This is a genomic window from Halolamina pelagica (assembly GCF_900115675.1).
Taxonomy (GTDB): domain Archaea; phylum Halobacteriota; class Halobacteria; order Halobacteriales; family Haloferacaceae; genus Halolamina; species Halolamina pelagica.
Window position 1 is genome coordinate 16,759 of the sequence record NZ_FOXI01000008.1, and the last position, 24,757, is coordinate 41,515.

The 24,757-nt window shown below is 63.0% G+C and carries 20 protein-coding genes; 7 read left to right on the plus strand and 13 right to left on the minus strand.

Annotated elements, in window-relative coordinates:
- Positions 1-2: 2 nt before the first annotated feature.
- The 4 genes from BMZ83_RS11055 to BMZ83_RS11070 form a co-directional block, all read right to left on the minus strand.
- Positions 3-824, minus strand: a complete 822-nt coding sequence (locus BMZ83_RS11055; protein WP_074878628.1) for a mycofactocin-coupled SDR family oxidoreductase — start codon at positions 822-824, stop codon at positions 3-5.
- Positions 825-856: 32 nt separating this feature from the next.
- Complete coding sequence (locus BMZ83_RS11060; RefSeq protein WP_074878630.1) at positions 857-1,678, minus strand: mycofactocin-coupled SDR family oxidoreductase; 822 nt, start codon at positions 1,676-1,678, stop codon at positions 857-859.
- A 168-nt stretch (positions 1,679-1,846) separates the two neighbouring features.
- On the minus strand, positions 1,847-2,938 hold the full coding sequence (locus tag BMZ83_RS11065; protein WP_074878632.1) for an ATP-binding protein: 1,092 nt from the start codon (positions 2,936-2,938) through the stop codon (positions 1,847-1,849).
- A gap of 43 nt (positions 2,939-2,981) precedes the next feature.
- Positions 2,982-4,928: a VWA domain-containing protein gene (locus tag BMZ83_RS11070; protein ID WP_206674355.1), complete on the minus strand. Its 1,947-nt coding sequence runs from the start codon at positions 4,926-4,928 to the stop codon at positions 2,982-2,984.
- 165 nt (positions 4,929-5,093) lie between these two features.
- Here BMZ83_RS11070 and BMZ83_RS11075 point away from each other — a divergent pair, with 165 nt between their 5' ends.
- The 6 genes from BMZ83_RS11075 (at position 5,094) to BMZ83_RS11100 (ending at position 11,364) form a co-directional block, all read left to right on the plus strand.
- Positions 5,094-7,022, plus strand: a complete 1,929-nt coding sequence (locus BMZ83_RS11075; RefSeq protein ID WP_255458119.1) for an oxidoreductase — start codon at positions 5,094-5,096, stop codon at positions 7,020-7,022.
- A 16-nt stretch (positions 7,023-7,038) separates the two neighbouring features.
- Positions 7,039-8,043, plus strand: a complete 1,005-nt coding sequence (locus tag BMZ83_RS11080; RefSeq protein WP_074878637.1) for an electron transfer flavoprotein subunit alpha/FixB family protein — start codon at positions 7,039-7,041, stop codon at positions 8,041-8,043.
- Positions 8,040-9,353, plus strand: a complete 1,314-nt coding sequence (locus BMZ83_RS11085; protein WP_074878639.1) for an FAD-dependent oxidoreductase — start codon at positions 8,040-8,042, stop codon at positions 9,351-9,353. The genes BMZ83_RS11080 and BMZ83_RS11085 overlap by 4 nt, the downstream gene beginning before the upstream one ends.
- An 84-nt stretch (positions 9,354-9,437) precedes the next feature.
- Complete coding sequence (locus BMZ83_RS11090; protein ID WP_074878640.1) at positions 9,438-9,728, plus strand: ferredoxin family protein; 291 nt, start codon at positions 9,438-9,440, stop codon at positions 9,726-9,728.
- A 2-nt stretch (positions 9,729-9,730) separates the two neighbouring features.
- Positions 9,731-10,510: an SDR family NAD(P)-dependent oxidoreductase gene (locus BMZ83_RS11095; RefSeq protein WP_074878642.1), complete on the plus strand. Its 780-nt coding sequence runs from the start codon at positions 9,731-9,733 to the stop codon at positions 10,508-10,510.
- Positions 10,507-11,364, plus strand: coding sequence for an electron transfer flavoprotein alpha/beta- subunit (locus BMZ83_RS11100; protein WP_074878644.1), 858 nt, complete (start codon positions 10,507-10,509; stop codon positions 11,362-11,364). The genes BMZ83_RS11095 and BMZ83_RS11100 overlap by 4 nt, the downstream gene beginning before the upstream one ends.
- On the opposite strand, the gene BMZ83_RS11105 is transcribed toward BMZ83_RS11100, so the two are convergent.
- From BMZ83_RS11105 to mftA, 4 genes are read right to left on the minus strand one after another with little or no spacing between them, the layout of a single operon-like run.
- Positions 11,361-12,911: a glycosyltransferase gene (locus tag BMZ83_RS11105; protein WP_166623282.1), complete on the minus strand. Its 1,551-nt coding sequence runs from the start codon at positions 12,909-12,911 to the stop codon at positions 11,361-11,363. The two genes, BMZ83_RS11100 and BMZ83_RS11105, sit on opposite strands and share 4 nt — an antisense overlap.
- 4 nt (positions 12,912-12,915) lie before the next feature.
- Positions 12,916-13,875 (minus strand): mycofactocin radical SAM maturase, encoded by a 960-nt coding sequence (gene mftC / locus BMZ83_RS11110; protein WP_074878647.1) that lies wholly within the window; start codon positions 13,873-13,875, stop codon positions 12,916-12,918.
- Positions 13,865-14,107, minus strand: a complete 243-nt coding sequence (gene mftB2 / locus BMZ83_RS11115) for a mycofactocin biosynthesis chaperone MftB2 (RefSeq protein WP_074878649.1) — start codon at positions 14,105-14,107, stop codon at positions 13,865-13,867. The genes mftC and mftB2 overlap by 11 nt, the downstream gene beginning before the upstream one ends.
- 1 nt (position 14,108) lies before the next feature.
- Entirely contained in the window at positions 14,109-14,249 is a 141-nt protein-coding gene (mftA, locus tag BMZ83_RS11120) for a mycofactocin precursor MftA (RefSeq protein WP_074878650.1), read from the minus strand.
- A gap of 124 nt (positions 14,250-14,373) precedes the next feature.
- Between mftA and BMZ83_RS11125 the strand changes: the two genes are divergently transcribed.
- Positions 14,374-15,162, plus strand: coding sequence for a creatininase family protein (locus BMZ83_RS11125; RefSeq protein ID WP_074878652.1), 789 nt, complete (start codon positions 14,374-14,376; stop codon positions 15,160-15,162).
- Positions 15,163-15,197: 35 nt separating this feature from the next.
- On the opposite strand, the gene BMZ83_RS11130 is transcribed toward BMZ83_RS11125, so the two are convergent.
- From BMZ83_RS11130 to BMZ83_RS11150, 5 genes are read right to left on the minus strand one after another with little or no spacing between them, the layout of a single operon-like run.
- Positions 15,198-16,721, minus strand: coding sequence for a primase-associated protein (locus BMZ83_RS11130; protein ID WP_074878655.1), 1,524 nt, complete (start codon positions 16,719-16,721; stop codon positions 15,198-15,200).
- Positions 16,718-17,602 carry a bifunctional DNA primase/polymerase gene (locus BMZ83_RS11135; RefSeq protein ID WP_074878657.1) on the minus strand — a complete coding sequence of 295 codons (885 nt, stop codon included), beginning with the start codon at positions 17,600-17,602 and terminating at the stop codon, positions 16,718-16,720. Before BMZ83_RS11135 ends, BMZ83_RS11130 begins: the two co-directional genes overlap by 4 nt.
- The gene (locus BMZ83_RS11140) at positions 17,599-21,423 is read right to left on the minus strand and encodes an ATP-binding protein (protein WP_074878659.1); all 3,825 of its coding nucleotides are present in this window, start codon (positions 21,421-21,423) and stop codon (positions 17,599-17,601) included. The genes BMZ83_RS11135 and BMZ83_RS11140 overlap by 4 nt, the downstream gene beginning before the upstream one ends.
- Positions 21,416-23,641 (minus strand): VirB4 family type IV secretion system protein, encoded by a 2,226-nt coding sequence (locus tag BMZ83_RS11145; RefSeq protein ID WP_074878660.1) that lies wholly within the window; start codon positions 23,639-23,641, stop codon positions 21,416-21,418. The genes BMZ83_RS11140 and BMZ83_RS11145 overlap by 8 nt, the downstream gene beginning before the upstream one ends.
- Positions 23,634-24,755, minus strand: a complete 1,122-nt coding sequence (locus tag BMZ83_RS11150; RefSeq protein ID WP_074878665.1) for a hypothetical protein — start codon at positions 24,753-24,755, stop codon at positions 23,634-23,636. The genes BMZ83_RS11145 and BMZ83_RS11150 overlap by 8 nt, the downstream gene beginning before the upstream one ends.
- Positions 24,756-24,757 lie beyond the last annotated feature (2 nt).

Here is a 24,757-nt window from a genome sequence, read left to right on the forward strand (position 1 = left end):
TGTTATTTCGCCGTCATTCCCGCGTCTACTTTCAGCGTTGTGCCAGTGACGTAGCGTGCGGCGTCGCTGGAGAGCCACATGTACGCCTCGCTGATCTCCTTGGGTTGGAGCATCCCGCCGTCATCGAAGATATTGGCCGGACCGGTCATCGCCATCGTCTCCTCGAGGAGTTCCTCGCCGTAGGCCTCGAGGTACCCCGAAATCATCGGGGTGTCCATCCCCGTTGGTGCGACGGCGTTGACGTTGACGTCGTACTCGGCGAGTTCGAGCGCCAGCGTCTTCGTCAGGCCACGGACACCGTGCTTGGCGGCCACATAGTGGCCGTTCCCCGGCGACGCGGTAAACGCGGCCGTCGAGGCAGTGGAGATGATCTTGCCGCCGCCGCCACGCTCGATGAAGTGCTGCCCGACGTGCTTCGAACACAGCCAGACGCCTTTCAGGTTCGTGTCGATCATCTCGTCCCACTGCTGTTCACTCATCTCCGTCGCGTCAGCAGCGTTGAAGATGCCAGCGTTGTTGGCGAGGATGTCGATTTTGCCGAAGTGGTCGACTGCCTCCTCGACTGCGGCTTTGACCTCATCCTCCTCACGGACATCCATCTCGATCGCGAGCGCCTCCTGTCCCTCGTCCTCGACTAAACTCGCTGTCTCCTCGAGTTCGTCGGACGTGCTGAGGTCGTAGGGGTTGGTGTCGATGTTCTCGCAGATGTCGGTGACAACAACGTCGGCACCGTGTTTGGCGTAGTGCTGTGCGTGTGAACGCCCCTGACCGTGACCGGCGCCAGTGACGAATGCGACCTTTCCGTCGAAATCGTATTCGACCATTGTGTGTAGTTGGTAGTGGGAGGGTGGTTAGCTCACTTTGCGAGGAAACCAGCGTCGACTGGGAGGAAGACGCCAGTGACGTAGCGTGCAGCGTCGCTGGAGAGCCACATGTACGCCTCGCTGATGTCGCTCGGTTCGATCATGTCGGTGTCCGGGAAGACGCTCATTGGCCCCGCGACAGCGCCCATTTCGTTCATGAACTCTTCGCCGTACCCCTCGAGCATCCCTGCGACCATCGGGGTATCGACAGCTGTCGGCCCGATGCAGTTGGCGTTGACGTCGTACTCGGCAAGTTCGAGTGCGAGCGTCTTCGTGAGTCCGATGACACCGTGTTTCGCCGCGACGTAATGGCCGTTACTCGGAATGCCAACTTGGCCGGCAGTGGACGCGGTGGAGACGATTTTGCCGCCGTCACCACGGTCGATGAAGTGCTGCCCGACGTGTTTAGAGCAGAGCCATACCCCCTTGAGATTCACATCGACGAGTTCGTCCCACATCGCCTCGTCCATTTCCGTCAGGTCGGCGATCGACTCGATGCCGGCGTTGTTGGCGAGGATGTCGATGTGACCGAACTCTTCGAGAGCCTCGTCGACGGCGGCCTCGACTTCGGCCTCGTCGGAGACGTCGGCTTCGACAGTGAGTGCCCGCTGCCCTTCGTCCTCGACGAGGCTTGCCGTTTCGTCGAGTTCGTCCGCTGTACCGAGGTCATACGGGACCGTGTCCTTGTTGTGGCCGATGTCGACGGCGACGACGTCGGCGCCGTGTTTCGCGTAGTGTTGTGCGTGCGAGCGTCCCTGTCCGTGTGCGGCCCCGGTGACGAACGCCACCTTACCGCTGAAGTCGTACTCTGGCATGGCTCTGTCTCCGGGAACGACCTTGCGTCAAAGATTAACGCGGTGTGCGTTCCCACATTACCATGTTCTATCATCCACAATAAGTGTACTCCAAATAATCAATAGTTGGAACCCTGTTAGAATCAATGAGTCCCACGAACAAGGGAAGAACCGTTTCAGCGGGGCGAATCAGTCTTCGAGTCCAAGTTCACGACGTACGTCGTGGAAGACACTCAAGACGTCCTGCTCTTCTTCCTCGAATGGGAGGCGCTGGAGACGGTGTTCAAGCGCCATCCGTGCGACACGGCGAACAGTTCGAGGGGTGACCTCGTCAGCTCCCTCGTAAGCGGCCAGCGTCCGGGCGGCCCGGCGGAGCGTGATGTCACCCCGGTGGCCGTCGACGTCGAGTTCGATGTTCATCCCCGCGATCAGCCGTGCGATATCGTCGTCGAGCTCTACCTCGTCGAGTCGCTCCCTGGCTGTCGCGATGTCGTTCCGTAGCGCCGCCTGCTCCTCAGCGTATTCGGCGCGGAACGCTTCGGGGTCGGCCTCGAATTCGGCACGGCGGCGGCTGATCTCGACACGATCGTCCACTTCGTTGACCCCCTCCACGTCGACGACGAGGCCGAAGCGGTCGAGGAGTTGCGGTCGGAGGTCACCCTCTTCGGGGTTCATCGTGCCGACGAGGATGAACTCGGACGGGTGGCGGAACGAGACGCCCTCGCGTTCGACGATGTTCTCGCCCATCGCGGCGGCGTCGAGCAACACGTCGACGATGTGGTCGTCGAGCAGGTTCACCTCGTCGACGTAGAGGATGTTACGGTTGGCCTCGGCCAGTATCCCGGGTTCGAAATCCCGTTCCCCCGCCTGGACCGCGCGTTCGAGGTCGATGCTGCCGACAACACGATCTTCAGAGGCGTTTAGCGGTAGGTCAACCACCCGCATCGGCCGCGTCTCGATCGGCAGGTCCTCGCCAGCATCGTATCGCTCGCGGCACTCATCGCACATCCGGTCTGGATCGGTCGGCGGACAGCTGTAGGGACAGTCTGCCACGGCCTCGATGTCTGGGAGCACTTCCGCCAGCGCCCGAACCGCTGTCGACTTGGCCGTCCCCCGCTCGCCCCGGATCAACACACCGCCCACGTCGCGGTTGACGGCGTTCAGCACGAGCGCACGCTTCATTTCAGTTTGGTCGACGATGGCCGAGAACGGGAACGTCCCGCCAGCCCGTGATTCGTCTTCGATCGTCTCGGTGTCGTGTGTGATGTCGTGGTCGGTCATCGATTGGATTCGATCGTTTTCCCGCCAACTTCGTCGCGTTGTATCATGCTGTCCCCTCTTCCCAGTCGAGTGCTTCGAGATCGACGTCACGCGGCAGGTCGATCAGGGGCAGGTAGTCGGCGCCCATCGTCGCCGCGAACTCTCGATTGCGCTCGTGGCGCTTCCGTTTCATTCGCTTGGCCTTCCGATCGGTCCAGATCTCGTCGGGCGTCGTGTCGAGTTTGTGCCCGGTGTCGACGAACACTCCCGGGATGTCGTCCTCGTCGAACAGCGCCGCAGCACGGAGCGCGTCCTCTCTGGCGTCACTGTCCTCGCGGTACTCGACGTTCGACTGTCCGTCCGAGAGCACTACGACCAGCGGATAGAGATCTTGATCGCGACGTTTCTCACGTTCCACGAGCTGGTAGGCCTCGATCAAGCCGTGGGCCAGTGGCGTATTGCCCCCGACGGTCAATCGCGAGACAGCGTCGCGGGCTCGCCGATGGTTCCGAGTGGGTTCGACCAGCGTGAAGGCACTCTCGCCGCGGAAGACCACAACGGCGACGCGGTTTCGGGCGCGATAAGCGTCCTCGATCAGCGAGAGCAGCCCGCGTTTGGTCTCCATCATCTGCCGGCCGCTCATCACGCTACCACTGGCGTCGACGACGAACACCACCAGCGCACGAGCGGTGCGCTCGCGGAGTTTCTGCCGGAGATCTCGTGGTTCGATCACTAAGTCGTCCCCCTCTCGCCCACGCTGTCGTTGGTGAGGTGCAGCCGCCCGAAGCGTCGCGTCGATAGCCACGTCGTCCACGTCTTCCTGTATGCGCGATCGGACGTATCGACCGCTACGCACGTCAACGCGTGAGGGGGTGCGCCGTGCGAGCGCGCTCCGCATCGTCCGGTCCTTCTCCGGGTCGATAGCGGTCCGATCAACTGTGTAGGACTCCTCGCCTTCGGCGATCGGGATACCGCCGCCTTGCTGGTCGGCCGAGTCGTCGCCTTCGGGATCGTCCTCGTCGTCCTCACCCTCTTCAGGTTCGTCGTCATCGTTCCCGGTCGAGAGTACTGCCTCGCCGAAGCTCATCTCGGCGACGCCTTCCACCCGGTGCGGGAACGCGAAGTATTGAGCCTCCGCGACGTGAGCGTCAGTCACCTCGTCCTCGCCATCGAGTGCCGCGAGAGCGCGTGCAACCCGGGAGACAGCGATGTCCGCGCGCATCCCGTGAGCGCGCTGCCGGAGCGCCTCGTAGGAGGCTTCGCGCTGCAGTTCCTCGGTCATTTCGACATCGGTGAGCCGTTCGCGCGCATCCCGCACTTGCTCGCGAAGCGCGTCCTGTTCGGCTGCGTATTCGGTGCGGAACCCCTCGGGATCGGCATCGAACGCCTCTCGACGTTCGGCGATTTCGACGCGCTCGGCTGGGTCGTCGCTGGCTTCGACGTCGACAATGATGTCAAAGCGGTCGAGAAGTTGGGGCCTGAGTCCGCCTTCCTCCGGGTTCATCGTCCCAACGAGGATGAACTCCGCCGGGTGGCGGAAGGAGACGCCCTCCCGCTCGACGATGTTCTCGCCCATCGCTGCTGCATCGAGCAGCACGTCGACGATGTGGTCGTCGAGTAGGTTCACCTCGTCGACGTAGAGGATGTTACGGTTGGCCTCTGCAAGGATTCCCGGTTCGAACGTCGCCTCGCCAGCACCGACGGCTCGCTGCAGATCGATACTGCCGACGACGCGGTCCTCGGATGCGTTTAGCGGCAGGTCCACCACCTGCATCTGTCGTCGTTCGACCGGGAGATCAGTGTCAGCTGCGTGCCGCTGCCGGCACTCGCTGCACATCCGGTCGGGGTCATCGGGTGGACAGCCGTAGGGACAGTCCGCGACGACATCGATCTCGGGAAGGACTTCCGCGAGCGCACGGACCCCGGTTGACTTGGCAGTCCCGCGCTCACCACGGAGCAGTACACCGTTCACCTCAGGGTTGACAGCGTTGATTAGTAACGCACGCTTCATCGCTTGCTGATCGACTATCCCGGCAAACGGGTACGGTGCTTCCATGCCAGTGCTTCCCAATGGGATATAAGGTTATAAACAAGTTCCGGACATCACACCGGCGGTACATCTTTATCCTCGTCCGAACTACACGTGATAGAGAACCACATACAACCTATGCCGGACATGCTTTTCACACCGAGACGCATCGGATCGGTGACTATCCCGAATCGGACGGTGTTCTTGGCACACGAGACGGGGTTCGCGGAGGACGGGCTGCCGACGGAACGCGACGCGGCGTACTACGAGGCCCGGGCCCGCGGCGGCGTTGGTCTCATCATCGGCCCGTCGAGCATGCTCGTCCACCCGAGCGCGTCGAATCCGATGTACGCCTCGGGGTACGACCCTGACGTCGTCCCGCGTCTCCAGATGATTGCGGACGCAGTCCACGACTACGGGACTAAGGTGTTCGCCCAACTCCAGCACACCGGCGGGGAAGATACCGGCGAGCACGCGATGCGGGAGACATGGGCACCTTCGGCGGTTCCGTCAGAGTACGGCTACGAGATGCCAAAGCGAATGGAGAAGGAGGATATCGAGGAGATCAAACTCGGCTTCGCCAAAACCGCTGAACACGTCAAACGGGGCAATCTCGACGGGATCGAACTCAAAGCCGGCCACGACGGGATTCTTCGACAGTTCCTCTCGCCGAAGTACAACCACCGTGACGACGAGTACGGCGGGTCACTGGACAATCGTGTTCGGCTCGTGAACGAGGTAGTCGAGGCCATCCGGGACCGCGTCGGGGACGAGTTCCCCGTCGGCATCCGGCTCACGCTGGACGAGATGGAGGACGGCGGTTACGACTACGACTACGCGGTCGAGGTGATGCGGCGCCTCCACCCGAGCCTGGACTTCATCGACTCCGACATCGCAACCATCTCGAAGCTGCACATCACTGATGCGCCGATGCACGCGCCGCTCGGCTACACCTCCGAGTACTACGGCGCGGCCAGGGAGGAAGTCGACATCCCAGTCATTGCGGCCGGTCGGATTAACGACCTCACGAAGGCCAACGACGTACTGGAGGAGGGCCGCGCGGACTTCGTCGGAATGTGCCGTCAGCTCATCGCCGATGCCGACACGGTCCGGAAGGTCCGGCGCGGCGAGGACGAGGAGGTCACTCACTGTATTGCGTGCAACCAGAACTGTCTGGGCGGTATCCACACGAACGGTCACGTCGGCTGTATCCAGACGCCTCGATCGGGACGGGAGACGAAGATTCCCCACCTCGAGGACCGCGATCCGGCGTCGACGCCCCGGGACGTACTCGTCGTCGGCGGCGGACCCGCGGGCCTCTCTTTCGCGGTGACGGCCGCCGACCTCGGCCATCAGGTGACCATCCGTGAGCGAGAGGGACAACTCGGCGGCCAGTCAAACATCGCGACACAGGTCGACTCCAGACAGGAGTTCGGCGATGCCGTCCGGAACCTCAAGAACCAGCTGGGCAATCGTGACGTGACCGTCGAAACGAACACCGAAGTCGTCCCCGAAGACGTCAGCTCCGACGCATGGGATGATGTGGTTGTCGCCATCGGCGCTAGTGAGAGCCAACCCGATCTGCAGGGACCGGACGTTCACCGCTCGTGGGATGTCCTACGCGGCGAAGATGTCGGGGACTCGGTGATCGTCTTCGACAACAACAAGCACGCTGCAGGAGTCAGCGTCGCGGAGCACCTCGTGGCCGACCACGACGTGACCTTCGTGACCACTTCCTACCATCCGGGTGATCAGCTAGAGGGGACGAACGTTCCGCCGTTTCTCGAAACACTGTACGAGCATGGCGTCGACATCGAAACCCACGCCACCATCATCGGCTTCGAGGATAACACCGCCCAGTTGCTCAACGTCTACTCCGAGGACGTGAACACAGTCTCTGCTGACTCGCTCGTTGTTGCGGAACGTCGGGAAGCCCGGACTGGCCTCGCCGATGCGCTGGAAGAACAGGGATTCGCGGCCGATTCGATCCATCGTATCGGTGACTGTGTCGCCCCGCGACTGATCGACAAAGCCATCTACGACGGCGAACTACTCGCCCGGGAGCTATCCGCATGACTGTGAGGTGCTACCAATGAGTCAGATCGTGGCCGTGCCCGACGCCGACGATGTCGCGCTGCTCGACGAGGCCCACCGACTCGCCGAGGCGATCGGCGATGCGGGGCCGGCGTCCGAACCACCCACCGTCGTCGCTGTCACGTTCGACGGCCTCGTCACACCGGACGAAGCCGCAGCGGGGGCTCCCGACGAGGTACTCCACGTGACCTCCGAGGAGGGGACGTTCACATCGGGCGCAGCGGGGATCCGTCCCCGTTCACAGGCGCTCGCGGAACTCACCGACGACGCACGAGCAGTCCTGCTTCCCGATACCGCAGACGGCGTCGACCTCGCGGCTGCGACGGCGCGGCGACGACGGGGTGCCTGTGTCACCGACTGCCTACTGCGGGTCCGGGACGGCAAACTGCGGGCCGGTCGACCCGCGTACGGCGGCCGTGCGTACGCCGAGTTCGATTTCGAACGGGAGCCTCCTGTGGTGACGCTCAACACCGAATCACTCGGGACACCCGACCAGCAGCCCGAAGGTGAACCAACCCAACGAACCGTCGAGGTCGATGTGGACGACGACGACCGCATCCGGCACGTTGAGACGTTCGAGGTGCCGGAGGACGACCTCTCGAAGGCGCGCCGCATCGTCGCGGGTGGCTTCGGGTTGGGTAGTCCGGACGGTTTCGACCTGATCGAAGACCTCGCAGACGCATTCGGCGCCGCCATCGGCGCCTCGCGTCCCCCGTCGGATGAAGGCTGGGTGCCTTACGACCGCCAGATCGGCGTGACAGGCAAGGAAATCGACGTCGAGGTCTACGTCCCCTGCGCAATCTCGGGTGACTCCTACCACATGCGTTCGGTGAACGCCGACCATCTGATCCCGATCAATTCGGATCCCGAAGCGCGCGTCTTCAACTTCGCCGACATCGGTATCGTCGGCGATGTGTACGAGTACGGACCTGCATTGGCCGAGGCAGTTCGCCGGGCGAGAACGGACAACGAGTCCGCAGCGGCCGAGGAGGTGGTCGAATGACCGACGTCTCCTTCGACGTGGTTGTCGTCGGCGCCGGTCGGGCCGGCGTCGCCGCCGCCTACAAACTCGCCGACGAGGGGTTCGAGGTGGCACTGGTCGAACGCGCCAAACAGCCGGGGATGAAGAACGTCACCGGTGGCGTACTCTACGGCAGTATCTTGGACGATCTCGTGCCGGAGTTCCCGGAAGAAGCACCGCTTGAACGCCACGTAGTCGAGCATAACATCAAACTGCTCCACGGCGATGCAGAGGTCTCCATCGGTTACCGCGACCTCGAGCTCCGGGAGGAACCAAACTACACGCTGATGCTCGGGAAGTTCGACCGGTGGTTTGTCGACCGCGCGGTCGACCAAGGGGTGACGTTCCTCTCGGAAACGGCCGTCCGAGACGTCACACAGGAGGAGAGCCGTGCAGTGGTCCACACCGATCGCGAGGACGGCGATATCGCTTGCGACGTTGTGATCGGCGCCGATGGTGTGAATACGACGGTCGGTCGGAAGACGGGGATCCAGCGAACGATGCGCAACGAGGACATGGCGCTGTCGGTCAAGAAGGTAATCGACGTCGGCCGGGAGACGATCGACCAGCGCTTCAACCTCGATAGTGACGAGGGCGCCGCATACATCTACACGGGATTCCCCGAAGGCGCACCCACCATCGGCTACTTCATCTACACGTTCGACGAGTACATCTCCGTCGGCGCGGTCGGTGGTCTCGAAACCCTCCGGTGGCTTGGCGACGAGGGGTACGGCGAGACCGGTACCCCGCTGTACTCGCTACTGGAGGATTTCATGGAACTCGACACCGTCCGTCCATACGTTCAGGGCGACGCCGTGGAGGAGTACCAGGGAATCCTCGTCCCCGAGCACTCCTACGATACACTCCCAGACCGCCAGGATCGCCGGGTCGCACTCGTCGGCGACGCTGCGGGGCTCGTACTCAACAAGGGGTACACGTTCCGGGGACTCGACTACGGGATCAAGAGCGGTCTCGTTGCCGCCGAGGCCGCAGTAAAGTGTGCCGAAGACGGGGACTGGGACGCATTCGGCCGACGGTACGACACGAGTCTGGAGGACTCGTACGTCCTCCAAGACATGAAGCAGCACCGTCACCTCCCGAAGTTCCTGAAAAACGAACGGATGTACGATGCGTATCCGGGTATCGCGACGGAGACGCTCAGGGGGATGTACTCAGCTGAAACCGACGCATCCGGGCTGACGTGGCGACAGGCGTACCGCGCGTTCCGGCGGAGTGATGCCGGGTTCCTCGACCTGCTCAAGGACGGGTATCGGGGACTCAGATCACTGTGACCAAAAGAGCAATACCTATCGACACCAACACATAGCTATGAGTTCACACACACCACGAACTGACACCGATGGAGAGACAGAGCGATGAGTGTCCAGGACGATCTGGAGACGGTTGAGTGGGATGTGAGCGAGGACGCCCACATCACCGTCGACAACGAGCAGTGTATCACCTGCGAGGACAAGCCCTGCCTACACCTGTGCCCTGCGGAGTGCTTCGATTACCAGGAGGACCAGGAGGGCGGTATCTACTTCGCGTACGAACCGTGCGTGGAGTGTGGCGCCTGTATGGTCTTCTGTGCGAACGACCCCGACAAGGGCGCCGTCTCGTGGTCGAAGGCGGAGGGCGGCAAGGGCGTGGAGTTTGACTTCGGCTGACCATGTACCTCGATGACCAGACGGCTATCGTGACCGGCGGTGCAAGCGGGATCGGTGCGGCGACGTGTCGCATACTCGCTGAACGCGGCGCTGATGTCGTCGTCGCAGACCTCTCCGCCGAGGAGGGTGAGGGGTTGGCCGAGTCTATTGCTGGCGCAGACGGTGGCGACGCCTCGTTCGTCGAGGCCGACGTCAGCGACGAGGATGCCGTCGCAGGGATGGTTGAGCATGCCGAGAAGACGTTCGGGAGCGTAGACGTCCTCGTGAACAACGCTGCTGTCGCCTCACAGGAAGCTGATAGCCGGATCACGGAGTTCGATGACGACGCCTACGAGTTTCTGACCGGCGTGAACCTCAAGGGGCCGATGTATGCCGCGAAGCATGCGATCCCGGCGATGCTCGATACCGGCGATGGAACCGGTGTCGTGGTCAACAACGCCTCGATTGCCGCACTGATCGCGGAATCCGGGATGGACATCTACACTGCGACAAAGGGGGCGCTCGTCTCGCTGACTCGATCGATCGCCGTCGAGTACGCACCCGATATCCGGGCGAACACAATCTGCCCTGGTGTCGTCGAGACGCCGATGCTCGAAGCCGCCATGGAATCGGAGGGAGACAGCGACATACCCGACACGATGGCGTCGATGATCGAGGAGACGCCGCTGGGGATCGCTGAGCCCGAAGACATCGGTCGTGCAATCGCGTTCCTCGCGTCCGACGACGCGGCATTCGTTACCGGGTCAACGATCCCCGTTGACGGAGGGTACACCGCACAATGAAGGCGATCGTCGCCACGCGGCCCGAGCCGCACCGGGTCGTCGACGATGATGGAAACGCAGAGCCGTACCGGCCCCAGCTGAGCATCGACGACCGGGTCGCGCTGGCAGCCGCCCATGACGTTGCCGAGGAGGTGACAGCGGTCGGCATCGGCGGTGATCCGGCAAAGCGCTGTGTTCGTGCGGCGCTCGAACGTGGCGCCGACGAGGGGCTTCATGTGGCCTACGATCCCATCGAGGAGGCTGCCGGGGACAAGTACGCGACCGTACTGGCCCGCGTCGCCGCCCGCGAATCACCAGACGTCGTCGTCGTGGGACAGTCGTCATCGTTCGCGGGATCTGAGATCGCGACGTTTGTCGGCGAACAGCTGGACTGGCCCGCTGCGACGCGGGTAACACGACTCGGCACGCCGAATATCGACACCGAGGTTACGGTCGATCAGGGCGAGCTCGCCGTCCAGCGGAAACTGGCGATCGGCCGGCAAGAGGCAGTCGTTGTCGAGTCACCGACAGTACTGGGGATCGACGCCGGGTATACGGACCCTGACCGTGCACCGCTCTCGACGATCGTCGCCGGCCAGCAAGCCGAAATCGAAACAGTACCCTTGGAAGATGTCGCGCCGGGAGAGTCCCGGTTCTCGATGAGTGTCGGCGCTGCAACGATGGAAGACGTGACCCCAAACGAACGCTGGGGGCGCGGGCGCCCACCGAGAACCGGCACCGTCGAGCAACGCATCTACCGGATGCTCGGCCGCGGGACCGACGAGGGGACGAGCGCCGGCGAGCGCATCGATGCTCCGCCCGAGGAAGCGGCCGAGCAGGTCGTCGACTATCTCCGACGGAACGAACTGCTCTAGGAAACGAGGCGGAAGCGTGCGCTCGGTCGGAGGTGGGCGAGCGTCCCGTGGACGAGTGCACCACGGTAGACGCCGAGCTGGTAGCCGAGGTGGTCGGCAAGGTAGTAGCCAGCGTAGGCAGTTCTTGACGTCTCGGGATCGTGGACGCGGTATTCGACGATCGCCGGGAGGGCGACCGTAACACTGAGAGCGGTGGCAATACTCGGCCCAAGCCACGACGGCCCGACGACCCAAGAGATTCCACCGAGCACCGCGATGGGGAGCACGTAGTAGCGTGTCACCTCCTGTGAGAGTGCGTACGCCGACGATAGTCGCTTGCGGCCCCAGCTCTCCACGAGGTCGCTCAGCGAAACTGCTGGTGTGAGCCGACGGGCACGCCGCCAGCCGCGCCAGCCACGAACGCCAGCAGTAAGTCCGAGTACAGCCCCAGCGAATACGACTGCGCCAGTCGCGACCGTTCCGGTGCCGACGACACCAGTCACCGCGAGTGCGAGGACCAGCAGTACGGCAACCGGGACGTCGACGCTACTGTCCTCACGGTCGTGTTCGCTCGCCAGGAGCGCTTCGGAAGCACCATAGGTTCCTCGCCGGGCGGCGAATTCCCGGGGGCTGTCACGGTATGTATGCTCCACCACGCCGGTCGGGGTGTACACCACCGTGTACCCGGCGTCCAGTGCACCCCAGCAGACATCCACGTCTTCGGCAATGTTTCGCTCGGGAAATGCGACCGTTTCGAACACTGCACGACGGCCGACGAGGTTTGCGGTTGGGAGGTACGGTGTGGTTCCGGCGGGGTCGACGCGGGCAGCGTACCCCCCCATGTCGAGCGAAGAGTTCACGCCCTCGTAGACGCTCGCAGCGCTCTTCCCTGCCGGCCGGACGCGGCCACCGACGAGGTCCGCGGCTGCGAGACACGGGACGAGATCGGCGAGCCACGGAGGCCGCGGTCGACAGTCGGCGTCGGTAAATGCGATCACATCGTGGTGCGCGGCGTCGACGCCACGATTCCGGGCGGCACCGATACCGATCGGGTCGTCCGGTTCGCCGACTCGAACTAGGTGGATATCGCTATCGTCCTTCGCCCGGTCCTCGACTAATTCTCGCGTTCCATCGGTCGAGCCGTCGTCGACGACGACAATCTCGTAATCAGGGTAATTCAGTTCGGCCAGCGCATCGAGGCAGTGGACGAGGTTTTCGCGGTCGTTCCGAACCGTGACGACGACCGACGTCGGCGGACGATGCTGGAGGTCACGTGCCGGTCGCCACTCGAGGAAGTCCCGTGTGGCGAGCCGTTCGAAAAGTCGGTCGACGGTCTCACGGTCGTGACCTGTCTCTGCCGCGATGCTCGCGGGTGAACGGAATTCGGACGTAGAGAGCGCCTCAATAAGCGGCACAGCGGCATTGTTGAGCCGTGTCGCAGTCAGCGGCTGTCGCGAGACCACCACGTTGTCGGCGATCGAGACGGTGTCCCGGCGCCGATACTCGCCCGCGTTGCTAGTGGTTCCGTCGTCGGTCCGTTCGGCAGAAGCGGCAGCGGGGGGCGACACGGTCTCAGTCGCCCGAGAGAATTGCCCGCAGCTGGGGGTCCTCGCCGTCGGGGTCGGAACTCCCCATCGCGACCGCTGGACAGCCTTCGTGATCGTCGATCTGATTGCGAAGGTTGGCGATTTCGTCCCACGCAGTCTGGAAGCCGTCCTCGACGACGTTCCCCGAAGCGAGGTGGTCCCACTGCGTGAACGCACACGGGAACACGTCGCCCGCGGGGTCGACCAAACAGGTCATCGAGCCCGCACCGCATTGCTTGAGCGTGTTGTTGCGCACCTCGCCCAGCGCATTGAGGTAGAAGAAGGAGTCTCCCGTCCGTACGTCAGGGTGGTCCTCGATCCAGCCGTGGAGCCAGCGAATCTGTTCCTCGGTCAGGCGGAACTCGTCCCAGGTATCCTCGCCACGGCCGCTGGGGCGGAAGCGGTTCAGTCGCAGGCCGGCGCCGTGGGCCTCGGCGAGCTCGTAAATCTCCGGGAGGTCATCGACGTTCTGTCGAGTAACCACGGTGTTGACGGTCGTCCCGATGTCGCGATCCTCCAAGCGCTCCAGCGCGTCGACGACCTGCTCGTACACACCCTCACCGCGGATCGCGTCGTTTTCGGCCTGCAGTCCGTCCATACTCACTTGCAGGAACAGAGGATCCATCGCCTCGACCCGGTCGAGCGTCTCCTCGTCGAGTTGAGTCCCGTTCGTACTCACGCACGTCGAGATGTTCCGATCGGTGAGTTCCTCGAGCAGTTCCAGCATGTCGGGACGGACGAACGGCTCGCCGCCGCCGATGTTGACCTGGAAGACGTCCATCTCATCGAGTTCGGCGATGAACTGGTGAGCCTGCTCGGTGGTGAGTTCGTTCGGAAGCTGGTGGCCGGGGCCGCTCCCCGAGAGACAGTGGTCGCAGTGGAGGTTACACCCCAACGTCACTTCCCAAGTGATAGTGACCGGCGCCGAGAGCGGTTCACTCGACATCCGCAAGCACCCCACGGGAGATGAGCGTCTCGACGATGGCCGGCGAGAACTCACGTTCGACAGCCTCACGCGACCGCGGCTGGTCGTCAACGAACTCCAGCACGTCGATGACGGTGTCACTCACTTCGTACATCGACGCGTCTTCATAGCCGTAGTTCTCGTGGTCGTACACCAGTCCTCCGTCGGCCTCGCGGCGGAACTTGACGTAGTCGGGTCTGGCGACGGCCGCCATCTCAGTAGACGCCGCAGATCCCGTCGATTCGGAGCTCCTCCTCGAAGAGGTCTTCCTCGATGTCCGGTTCTTCGGGGGTAGACTGGTCGGTATCCGAGGTAGACTTGTCGGTGTCAGGACTCGAATCCGCTGATTGTGACATGCGGTAAGCATACACAATGGGTTGGTAAATAGATTTTGATGCCTGTGGTACTTTCCTCATAGAGGGATTCGGAATATACGCTATCCGGGAGAATTGTCTTGTGTCGTCCACCCAGGGTTCCCGTATGGAAGATAACGAACTGGAACGGGTGGCCCTGTCTGAGCTGAAGTGGCCGGAAATTGAAGCGACACTCGAAGCGGGAACTGATACGATTATCCTCCCACTCGGGGCGACAGAACAACACGGACCGCATCTACCGCTTGATACGGATACACGGCTCGCGGCAGCGCTCGCAAAGCGCATTGCTCACCGTCTCGGAGAGACACTCGTTGCACCGACAGTACCCGTCGGTCCCTCTGAAGAACACACAGGGTTTCCCGGCACCATCTCTATCTCTCCGGACACACTCACCGATCTCCTCCGGGACTACGTCTCATCGTTCGGGGCGCAAGGGTTCGAACGTGTTGTGCTCCTCCCCGGCCACGGTGGTTGGTTCCCCGTTGTTGAGGCCGCTTACCCAGAACTTTCGCAAGCGGAAGGGATCGAGGTAGTCGCTGTGACAAGGTTACAACGGTATCTAGATCTGCTCCAAGAGGGGTTAACGACCGCCGGAATCAACGTGAACGAACCCGTCGTCCACGCAGGTGCCAGTGAAACCTCGATACTCCTCGCAATTGATCCGTCCCTGGTTGACGACCAATTACCGGAGGGGCACACAGGAACAGTATCTGCAGCCAACTTATTTACTGAAGGAATTGGGGCGTATGATGAGAATGGCGTGCTCGGCGATGCCCGGCCAGCAACTGCCGATGCTGGGGAGATTATACTTGAACACGTAGCTATCGCCTATACCGAGTACATTCGTGAGGAATTTCGCGAGCTGGACATCAATAATTCGGAGAAGAATTTGTAACTCATCGGTCTGATACCGAATCAGCCACTCCTCCATTAGAATTGCTCGGTGGGGCCGTCAAATTCCTCGTCGACTTGCTCGTACATCTCATCCGGAAACGGGAGACTTCCCCAGATCGAGTAGGGACACTGGTCCTGGCCGATACAGTAGCGCTGTAGATCGTCGTTATCGCAGTTCATCGGTAACGGCGTGTCGCCGTCGATTGTGTTCGAGAATTCGTAGCGAACCTGGTATTCGGTCTCCTGCTCGTCGTACCACGGCCACCTGGAGAAGACGTCCTTGAGGTCCGCGACAATCTCGTCGAGGCTGCTGTCTTGGTACTGCGGCAGCCACATCACCATCCGCGCGAAGTTGTAGAGGTCCTTCCGGACGGGCTTCTTCTCGTGTAGTCGCTCCTCCATATTCGCCATACAGGGGAGCTCGAAGAGGTCCTCGATCTCCCGGACCTCGATCTGTTCGGCGCCGGTTCCGGCTCGTCCGATTCGGTACGTATTGACGCGCCCGTCGCGGTCGATGGTGACGGCCGAGTGGGACTCGTGGTCGGCCAGCGTCTTCGCGAGACTGCTGGGACTCGAGATCCAGTCCGTCACGGAGGATTCCCACTCATCCTCGGAGTCGTACGCCGTAACCGCTCGATAGAGCTCCTTCGCCGTGTGGAACTCACCCTTTTGCGCCACGTCATCGGACGCGTCACTCAGGGCTCGTCGGAGGACGCGGATCGTCCGTTCCCCACGGTCCCAGTTCCGCCAGATGCGCTCGTGGTGGCCGGTCTCGAGGGAGCGGTCGATCCGCTCCGTGATCGCCGACTCGTTCGTGGTCAGCCACGTCAGCTGGTCGTCGGAAAGCCCGTCTTCTTGCACCCGCAGGAGCTTCTTGAACGCCCGCTCTGCGTAGTTCCGATACTTGCTGTCGAAATCACCGACCGGGACGTACAGCTTGTTGTCTTTCACTCGCGTCAGTATCTCCCCGCCACCGTCACTCCTCGTCGACGCCTCGTCCTCCCGAACAAGGCATTTGCGTGACGCCGCAGCCATCGGGATTTCGAGATAGAGGCCATCCCCGAACTCCGGCATCTCCGTGATGCCTGTACAGACCCGACCCGGATGCGGGCCATCCTCACCTGGCTCCTTGCTGTACAGTACGTCGGCGATGTCCTGCTGGAGCGACCCATCGCCGTGGGCGCGGATGAGGGAGGCGAGATTGTTGACGTACAGCTCTCGGATGTCGTAGAGCACCTGGATATTCCGGGGCGACGCGTGCTTAAACTTCGGGTGCTCTTTCACACAGATCGCACTCAACGTCGCGAGCACAGCGAGCGTCCCCGGCTCGTCGACAAACGACTCTTCGGCGGCGTCGGCACGAACCTGCTCTTTGAACGCCGCCGTCCCGAACCGCTCGACGTCGTTCACGAGGTCCTCGGGCTGGTCCTCGCCGTCGACGACGTATCGATTGTACCCACGCGTAAACAGCTGGTTGATGCGGGTCTCACCGTACTCCAGCGGGAGTGCCGCAACCCGATACGCCATGTCCTCGTCGTCGGTGGGGGTACTCGGACTCATTCGTCGATCACCTCGGGTGTCGTCGACCGAACGTCGAACGCCGGGCTCTCGATTGGTTGAACGATGCTACAGACGTCGGCGTGCAGCGAGTAAGGCAGGCGAGCGACACGTCGACGGTCGGCCGTCACGACGGGGTCGATCGGGATGTCGTACGTCTCGAGAAGGAGGTCGTTCAACACCTCGCGACTCTGCTCGTCGTATCGGTGCGCCGGGTCGGTATCCAGCAGGTAGACGTGGACACCCTGCCCGCTGTACACGACCATCGTCTCCTCGGCGTCGAAATTGTCCTCGAAGATGTCGCGCACCTCGAACCCGTACTCGATGGCGCGGTCGACGTCTTCGAAGGCGTACGGATACCCCTCGGGAGCGGCGTCAAGGATACCCGCAGTGTCGAGGAGCGCATCGTCGTCCCGATTCTCGATGTCTGCCGAGACCATCTCGTCCGCTCGGTCTCGGGCGATCTCTTTGGCGTCAATATCGACGAGGAGGACCCACGGCCGTTCCCAGTGATCCAGCGCGTAGTAGACGGCGTCGGACCGTGGGTCCGGTTGCTCCAATACCTCCGGATCAGCAAGCGCGAACTTGCTCCGCCCCAGCGGGTCGTTGCGAGCGGGGTGTCGAATGAACTCGACGACGTCCTCGAAGTCGTCGAACTCGGGCGTCGTTCGGTCGCCCGACGCATCTGTTTGCCACGTATCCCGCCGGATGAAGTCCTTGTCCGGCACCTCGTCTTTGCGCACCGGGTGGGACTCGCGGAAGGCGACGGCGTACTGTTTCGGGCCGGTCGCCGTGATGAATCCCGGCAGGTCATCCAGATAGCGGGGGAATTCTTCAGCGTAGTAAGCGTAAATCTCCTCGCGGGTCGCCTGTCGCCAGGTCATTGGTTGAGTTCTTGATCGAGATTTTTGAAGCCCCGAACGGTGGTTAGGCCCGCAGCATCGAACTCATCGACGGCGTCTCTGATGGTCGCGAACGACCGTGCCGCCCGCCCGCTGACCCGCTCGCCGATCCGATCGGCGTCGGCAAGGCTATCCAGGACGTCGAGCGCCGTCTCGCGATTGTTGAAGGCCCAGATTGCGTCGGCGTCCACCGCGCTGAGTTTGTCGTAATCCTCGACCGGGGCGTGCCGGTTGTTACTCGCGAGCTCTGCTTCGCCGGCCCAGACGAGATCGCCGTCCGCGTCGAAGCCGGCCACGTCCAGTACCGTGCCGTCGTCGGTTTCGTAGTACGGCTCCACGCGACCGACGTCGTCCCGCTGCTGGAGCCACAGCTCGAGGAGCCGGACGCCAACCTTGTGTGGCGTTTTCTCGCCGAGATCCCCCGCTCCTGGCCCCGCCTTCAATTCTTTCCCGAGGAGGTCTCGACCGTCTGGGAGGACGGTGTAGTACTTGCGCCCCGCCGCGGAGTCCGCTTCCAGGAGGTCCTGCTCCGTGAGCCGCTCCACATGGAGGTCGTCGTATTCGTCTCGAAGCTGGCTCATTCTGTCCAGTAGCGTGTACTCGTTGTCCTCTCGGTTCATCACGTCGAGGACCCGGTTCAGGAACCGGACGTCGTCACGGCTGAGCCCGCGTTGTCGGAGTTCGTCATCGGGGACGGGTACGCTGCTTTCCTGAACGGGCGTTGCCCCGTTCTCCGGCTGCGTTGCTTGGTCATCAGCTGGTTCCTCGTCCGTCTCGGTAGTCTGTCCGAACAGGGGACTCATCTCGGACTCGTCTGCATCTGGGTCGCTGTCCGTTGCGGGCTGGGTGGTCGACGTCGACGCGTCCTCGGTCGTCGATTCGCTGATGAACGCGGATTGCGTCGGGTCGGTTGCTGCATCGCCGTCGGCAGCCGAGCCCGTCGTTTCGGCCCCCGAACTCCCCCAGCCAGTCTCCTCTGGGGCAGTGCTCGACTCAGTTGGCTCTGTCAGCCCGTACTGGGCCTGTGTCCGTTCGACCATCCGTGGCCGGGACACGGACTCGAAATGGTCTTCCTGGGGCTCTGTGAGCGGCTGGTCGCTTTCTGGATGCCCCGGCGCAATCGGGAGCGGCTTCAGCGAAAACGGTGGCGGACCAGTCTCCCCGAACGACGGACTCGGGAGTTGCGCAATCCACTCGCCGCTCGGCAGCGTGTTGATCCGGTTGCGGAGTTCGGTCGGAGAGAGGTCCTCGTGCGCGAGCGACTCCGCGAGGTCGCGCTCGATCGAGATGTTCCCGATGAGCTTCGTCTTGATGTTGTTCAGCACCTCGTCGTAGGCCCGCTCATTCCGGTTCCGAACCTGTTCAGGGAACTGCATCACAAGCCCCATACTCAGCCCGAACGACCGGCCCTGCGGCAGTAGCTGCTCGGAGACCAGCTTCGTCGACGCGACCGGCGCCGCCTCCTCGATGATGAGGTTCGTGAGCTTCTCGTAGTCGGTCTGACCGTCGCGCCGGCGCACCTGGACGGCATCCCAGAGGTTGCTCAACAGCAGGAGTGTGATTGCGCGCTGTGCCTCCGGCCGGAGGTCGCCGAGGTCGAAGATGATGGTAGCGTCTTCGTCGAGGAACTCGCGGAAGTCGAAGCGGTTGTCGACGTACTCGCCGGCGTCATTCTGCTCGGGGACGTGGCTGAAGATCCGCCGTAGATGCGCGTCCTCTTTGAGCTTGTCGAGGCGGTTCCCGACGGCGTCCATCGACACTTGGAACTGGTGGTTGTCCTTCGCGAAGTGGCGCGTCAGCGATTCCTCGATGTTCTGGTTGTCCGCCGAGACCGGGGGAATCGTCTGATCGCGCTGCATCCGGAGCGCGGCGGCGAAGAGGTCGTCCAGCCCGAACACGTCGTTCCCGTACTCCTCGTCGAACAGCGCCTTGATCAGATAGCTCAGAATCTCGTTCGCGACGAACGCCTGCCCGTACTGTTCACGACCCATAATCATCCGGAGGATGTCGTGGAAGTGGTCGACCTTGTCCTGAATCGCGTCCTCACGGTTGCGACCGGCCTCGAGCGCGGGCCGGATGTCGAAGAAGGAGAACGCGGGGATGGTCTCCGGGACGCGGAAGTGGTAGACGTCGTCGAGACCACCGAACCGCTCGTAGTGGCAGCGCAGGTAGTTCTCACACATCCCGTCTCCCTTCGGGTCGACGAGGACGACGGGGCCACCCGTCGACTCGCGAAGCGAGAGGGCGTCGTTGATGATGGCCTTCGACTTCCCGCCACCAGTCGAGGCGAACCGCCCGTAATGCGTCGGCAACAGATCTGGCGGGATCCGGATGGGGTCCGGCCGTGGCTCACCATTCTCGTCGAGCGCGTAGCCGATGGCCATCCCGTCCTGGAACTGCTGGATCAGATCCGGATTGGGCCACGGAAGCGGGTTCCGACTCTGCTGTTCGGCCCTCGTTCCCCGCGTCCCTTCGACGGTCAACTGTTCGGAGGAGGGGACGAGGACGAAGTTCGCGAGCTCCGTCCCGCTGAGGACCAGCTCGGGACGGGTCTTCCCTCGTCCCGTCGTCAACTCGCGATTGAGGAGTCGCTGGAGAGCGGCCCGTGCCTTCTTCTCCTTCGTTTTCTCCCGGAAGCCGCTGTCCCGGAGGCGTTGCCCCTCGACCTCATAGAACGGCCCATCAAGCGGGTCGAACACGGGGAGGAGCGAGTCCATCCGGCCATCGAGGTCGTCGCGGGTGTTGTCGGTGGGGACGCCGACGGCCCGGATGTTGACCGTGAACGACCGTTTGGCGTTCTTCGCGTCGATGTACTCGATCCGCTTCTCGACGGCCTCGCTGAGCTGCCGGTCGTCCTGGTCGCTCCGCTGCTCCTCGACCTCGAGCAACGAACCGACGACTTCCTGGAAGAACGTATCCCGGCCGTCGACGAGGTCCTCTTTCCGCACCTCCGCGTCGGACTGCCAGCTGGCACGCCGTTGGAAGACGACTTGGAACGCTGTCGGCGCTGTCGCCTCCATCAGGTGGTCGATTAGCGACGCCAGCGCCGCGCCGGGCTCGTCGACGGACGAGAGATCGCCGTTCGTTTCCTCTGCCGTGAACGGCGTCAGCGAGGTCATCCAGTCCTGCTTCCGCGACGCGGCGCCACACCACCGAACCCCGAGCGGCGAGACAGCGTCTTGTGCCGGGCGAGCCAGAATCGTTCCCGCCGGTGTCATCGTCGGCTTCTCGATGGCCCGTCGTTCTTCCTCGTCGTCTGGAAGTGCATCGGGCGGCGCTAGTTCGAGGGCTGAGTCCCCGACAGTAACGTGATGATCGGGGACGCTCGTGGCTGCTGTACCGCCGTCGACAACGGGGTCCGCTTCGGCTGGCTCGGAGTCCGCTGATTCCTCGTCGACGATGTCGTACTGTTCTGCCGGGCCAAACTCGTACTGCAGCCGCCCGGCCTCGTAGTGGTCGACGAATTCCTGCGGTGTGAACTCGACTGGCTGAATGAGCCGAGAGGCGACGTCGACGTCGACGCGCTCGATGTCGAACGTGCTTGGATAGATGGAGCGGAGACGCTTCTCAAGCGTATCGAGGTGCGCATCGGCCCCGTAGAAGAACTCTACCGGGTCGTCCGGGCCATCACTGATCGCGAGGAACTCGAATCGGGGTGGTGTCTCACTGTGGAGTGGGTTCAGCTTCGCCCCGAGGCCCGACGAGCCGGGCGTGGTCAGTTTGTGGAGGCTGTCGAGGACTCGGGGGATGCTCTCCGGGTCAAGCCGCTCGGATGTCGGCGTGACGCGCAGGTACTCAGCCATCGTTGGTGTCCTCCGTTGACCCGCCGTCTGGCTCAGCTTCGACGGCGTCTGATTCCTCGTTCAGTTCGCTCGTTTCGTTCGTTCCGTTCGTTGCTCGGTGTTCGAGCTCTTCCTGGAACTCCTGCATCTCGGTCTCGACGGCGTCGTCGCCGGCGCCGGGCAGCGAGGACCGGATCTGTGAGGTCGGGTCGAAGTCGATGACCTGCTTCTCCTTGGGCATCGCTTTGACCTGGATACCGCGCCACTCGCCGTCGACGCCCACGAGGGCCTCGGAGAAGCCGGCGTCCTCGTTGCCCGGCACGGCGTCCTGGACGAACCGCATCTGCGCGTAGTTCAGCCCGAACTCGTCGGCCCACTCCTCGTCCATCCCGTCGAGGCGGTGGAACTGCTTGACTGCACACTGATCCAGGATCGCCTCGGATTCGGCGTGCTCGAAGAACTCGTCGACCGTCTGCGTGACCAGCCGGATCGAGAGGTCGTGGTGGCGGTGGTGACGGAACACCGTTTCAAGAAACGCCAGGCTCGCGGCGTCCTGCATGATGTACCGCGCCTCGTCGATGTAGAACACGACCTCCTTCTCCGAGACTTTCGCCCGCTCGTAGACGAGCGAGATGAGCAACTGCATCGTCAGCGCCGTGCTGCTGTCGACGCTGCCCTCCTGCTGGGCGAGATCGAGGTAGATAACCTTCTCGTCCCGAATGTCGAAGTCGGACTCTTGGCCGAGGTTGGCGTGCCGACCGTCGTCCTCGAAGGGGCGGAGCTGGTCGAGTAGCCACGTCGCGTCTTCCTTGATCTTCCCCGCCTCCTCGTCGGACCGGACGACGAACTCCTCGGGGTCGTCAACCATGTCCTCGAAGACGTCCATCATATCCTGAATCGTCGGGCTCGGGTTGCCGTGCGTCGAGATGTCGTCGGTAATCCCGTTTCGCTTGTACGCCCGCTTGAGCCCGAGTTCGAGTGTCGTCCGGCGGTCGCCCAGCGAGATGCCGCGGAGGGCGAAGAAGTTCGTCAGGAAGCTCATCGCGTCGTCGAGCTTCTCGTTGAACGGGCTGGCGTCCTCGCCCATCGCCCGCTGGACGTGCTCGGGCGTCTCCCGAATCTCCAAGGGGTTCAGCCCGAGTGTCCCGCCGACAGTGATGCGTTTGGCATCGAGCGCTTCGGCGACGCCGGCCCAGTTATTCAGCGGCTCGAGGATGATGCCGATACGGTCCTTACTCTGCTCGATCGACCGGATGAAGTTCTGCTTCGAACTGAACGACTTCCCCGAACCCGTGTCGCCGACGGTGAACATCGCGTACCCGTTGTCCCGCGCGAACGGGTCGATGACCACGGGACTCTGGTTGTCCTTGTGAATCCCGAACTCGACGCCACCCTCCTCGAGAATCGTCGCGTTGTGCGGCGAGGACAGCAGCGCGCCGACGGCGCCGCCGAGCGCAATCGACGTCCGCCCGAACTCGTTGTCGCCGATGGGCGCGGCGGACTGAAGGGCGAGGTCCTGCCGACAGATTGCCGTCTTCGGCGTGAGGTTCGCCGGGTCGTCGCGGAGCGCGCTCTTGACCTTCTGGACGGCGTCGCGGAGGTCCTCCTTCTCGTCGGCCCGGACCGTGATGAACATCCCCTGGTCGAAGACATTCGCGCCGTTCTCGACGGCCTTGTACGTCGCTGCGGCCTCGTTGGCGCGTTCCTGTAGGTAGGCACTCCGCACGCTCTGTTCAAGGTCAGCGTCCACCTGAAGGTCGTCAGCGATATCCTGCAGTTCGTTCCGCGCCCGCTCCTGGTTCTTCGGCGTGATGTGGGCCGTCAAATCGAACTGCACGTCCGTCATCTCGAAGAGCTCGGAGAGGTAGCCGTCGTTGGGGTAGTCCGGGTAGTCAGCGATGTACAGCGTCGTCGTCCACTGCTCGCCGACCCGTGCGGCTCGCGTTTCCCACTCGGCGGCAGCCGGCGCGGTCACCGTCTTGTGTGATTCGGCGATGTCGTCGAGGAGCTGGCGTTCGGCCTCGCCCTGTTCGAGTGTCTCCTCGTCGAGTACGTCGGAGAACTCGACTTCTTCCGTGTCGTCTTCGGTGTACCAGTCCCAGAGGAGTTTCCCACCGATACCGAGCAGGCCAACGATGAGGAGATAGAGCGCTGCGCCCTCCGTAGAGGTCGGACTGGAGAGCCACCTGACGAGCTGACTGCCCACGCCGCCTCCCGCTTGAAGGATCGCGCTACGCATCGAACGCATCCTCCCGGCGCGACTGGCCGATGATCGGCTGTTCGCGAACGACACGCTCTGCCTCGTCGTAGTCGTGTTCGCGACCGTTCCAGAAGTCCATATTCAGGACGAACAGTTCGACCGTGCTGAGCCGCCGTGCGGACCATCCGGACGCCTGCTGGATGAACTCGGATCGCACGTCGTTCACCCGACTGTCGAGCTTCTCGAACATCTGTGCGCGACGTTCGACGTCGGTGAGGTCCTCGCGACGGGTGACGAACGGGTTGAACAGGAAGCCGATGACGGGAAACTGCGTCAGCTTCTCGGCGGGCGTGCCCTCGTCGCGGAAGCGGTCGTAGACCTCCAACGGGCTGACCTGGACGCCGATGTAGTATCGCACCTGCTGGATGCCGCGCTCCCGCATCTCCTTCGGCCGGGTCTCCCGGTACTCCTCGAGGAGTTCCTTGAAGATCGGATTCTCCGTGACGTCCTCGTCGTTGAGGCGGTCCTCGATGTTCTCCGTGATCTGCTCCACCGGGAATGAGCGGGTTGTGGCGTGGAGTTTGAGCTTCGAATCCAGCTCTTTGTTGGCGAAGTCCTCGCCGGCGTCTTGGAGCTGTGCCCAGTCGTCGGACATCGCGAAGTCCATGTTGTCCGGGTCGATCTCGATGAACGCCTCCATCGTCCCGTCGGCCCGCTGAATGGCTCTTGCGCCCGGCCACGCTCGCTCGATGTTCGTGAGGTCCTGCGTACGTTCGTCCGGCTTGAAGGGCGTGTAGTTCGCCAGACCGCCCTCATTCCGCTCTGTCTCGTTGGTACTCCCATCAGCGTCTTCGGGAGCACTGAAGGTAATCTGCGGCCGTTTGACGTACCGATAGACGTCCTTGGTCCACGTCCACGCGTTCAGGTGATCGGGAGAGACGTAGACGATGGCAACGCCAAAGCCGAAGCCGCCGGCGACGAACGGAAGTGCGAGCGATTCGATCCCCGTGAGGCCGGCGATGAATAGGCCGACGATCGGAAAGGCGATCAGGACGCCGACGTCACCCTCCTCAATGTTGAGGTAGGGGATGCGACTCTCCTCGCCGAACTGGTCCATGATGCGCCGTGCGGCTGCGTCTTGATCTATCGACATTG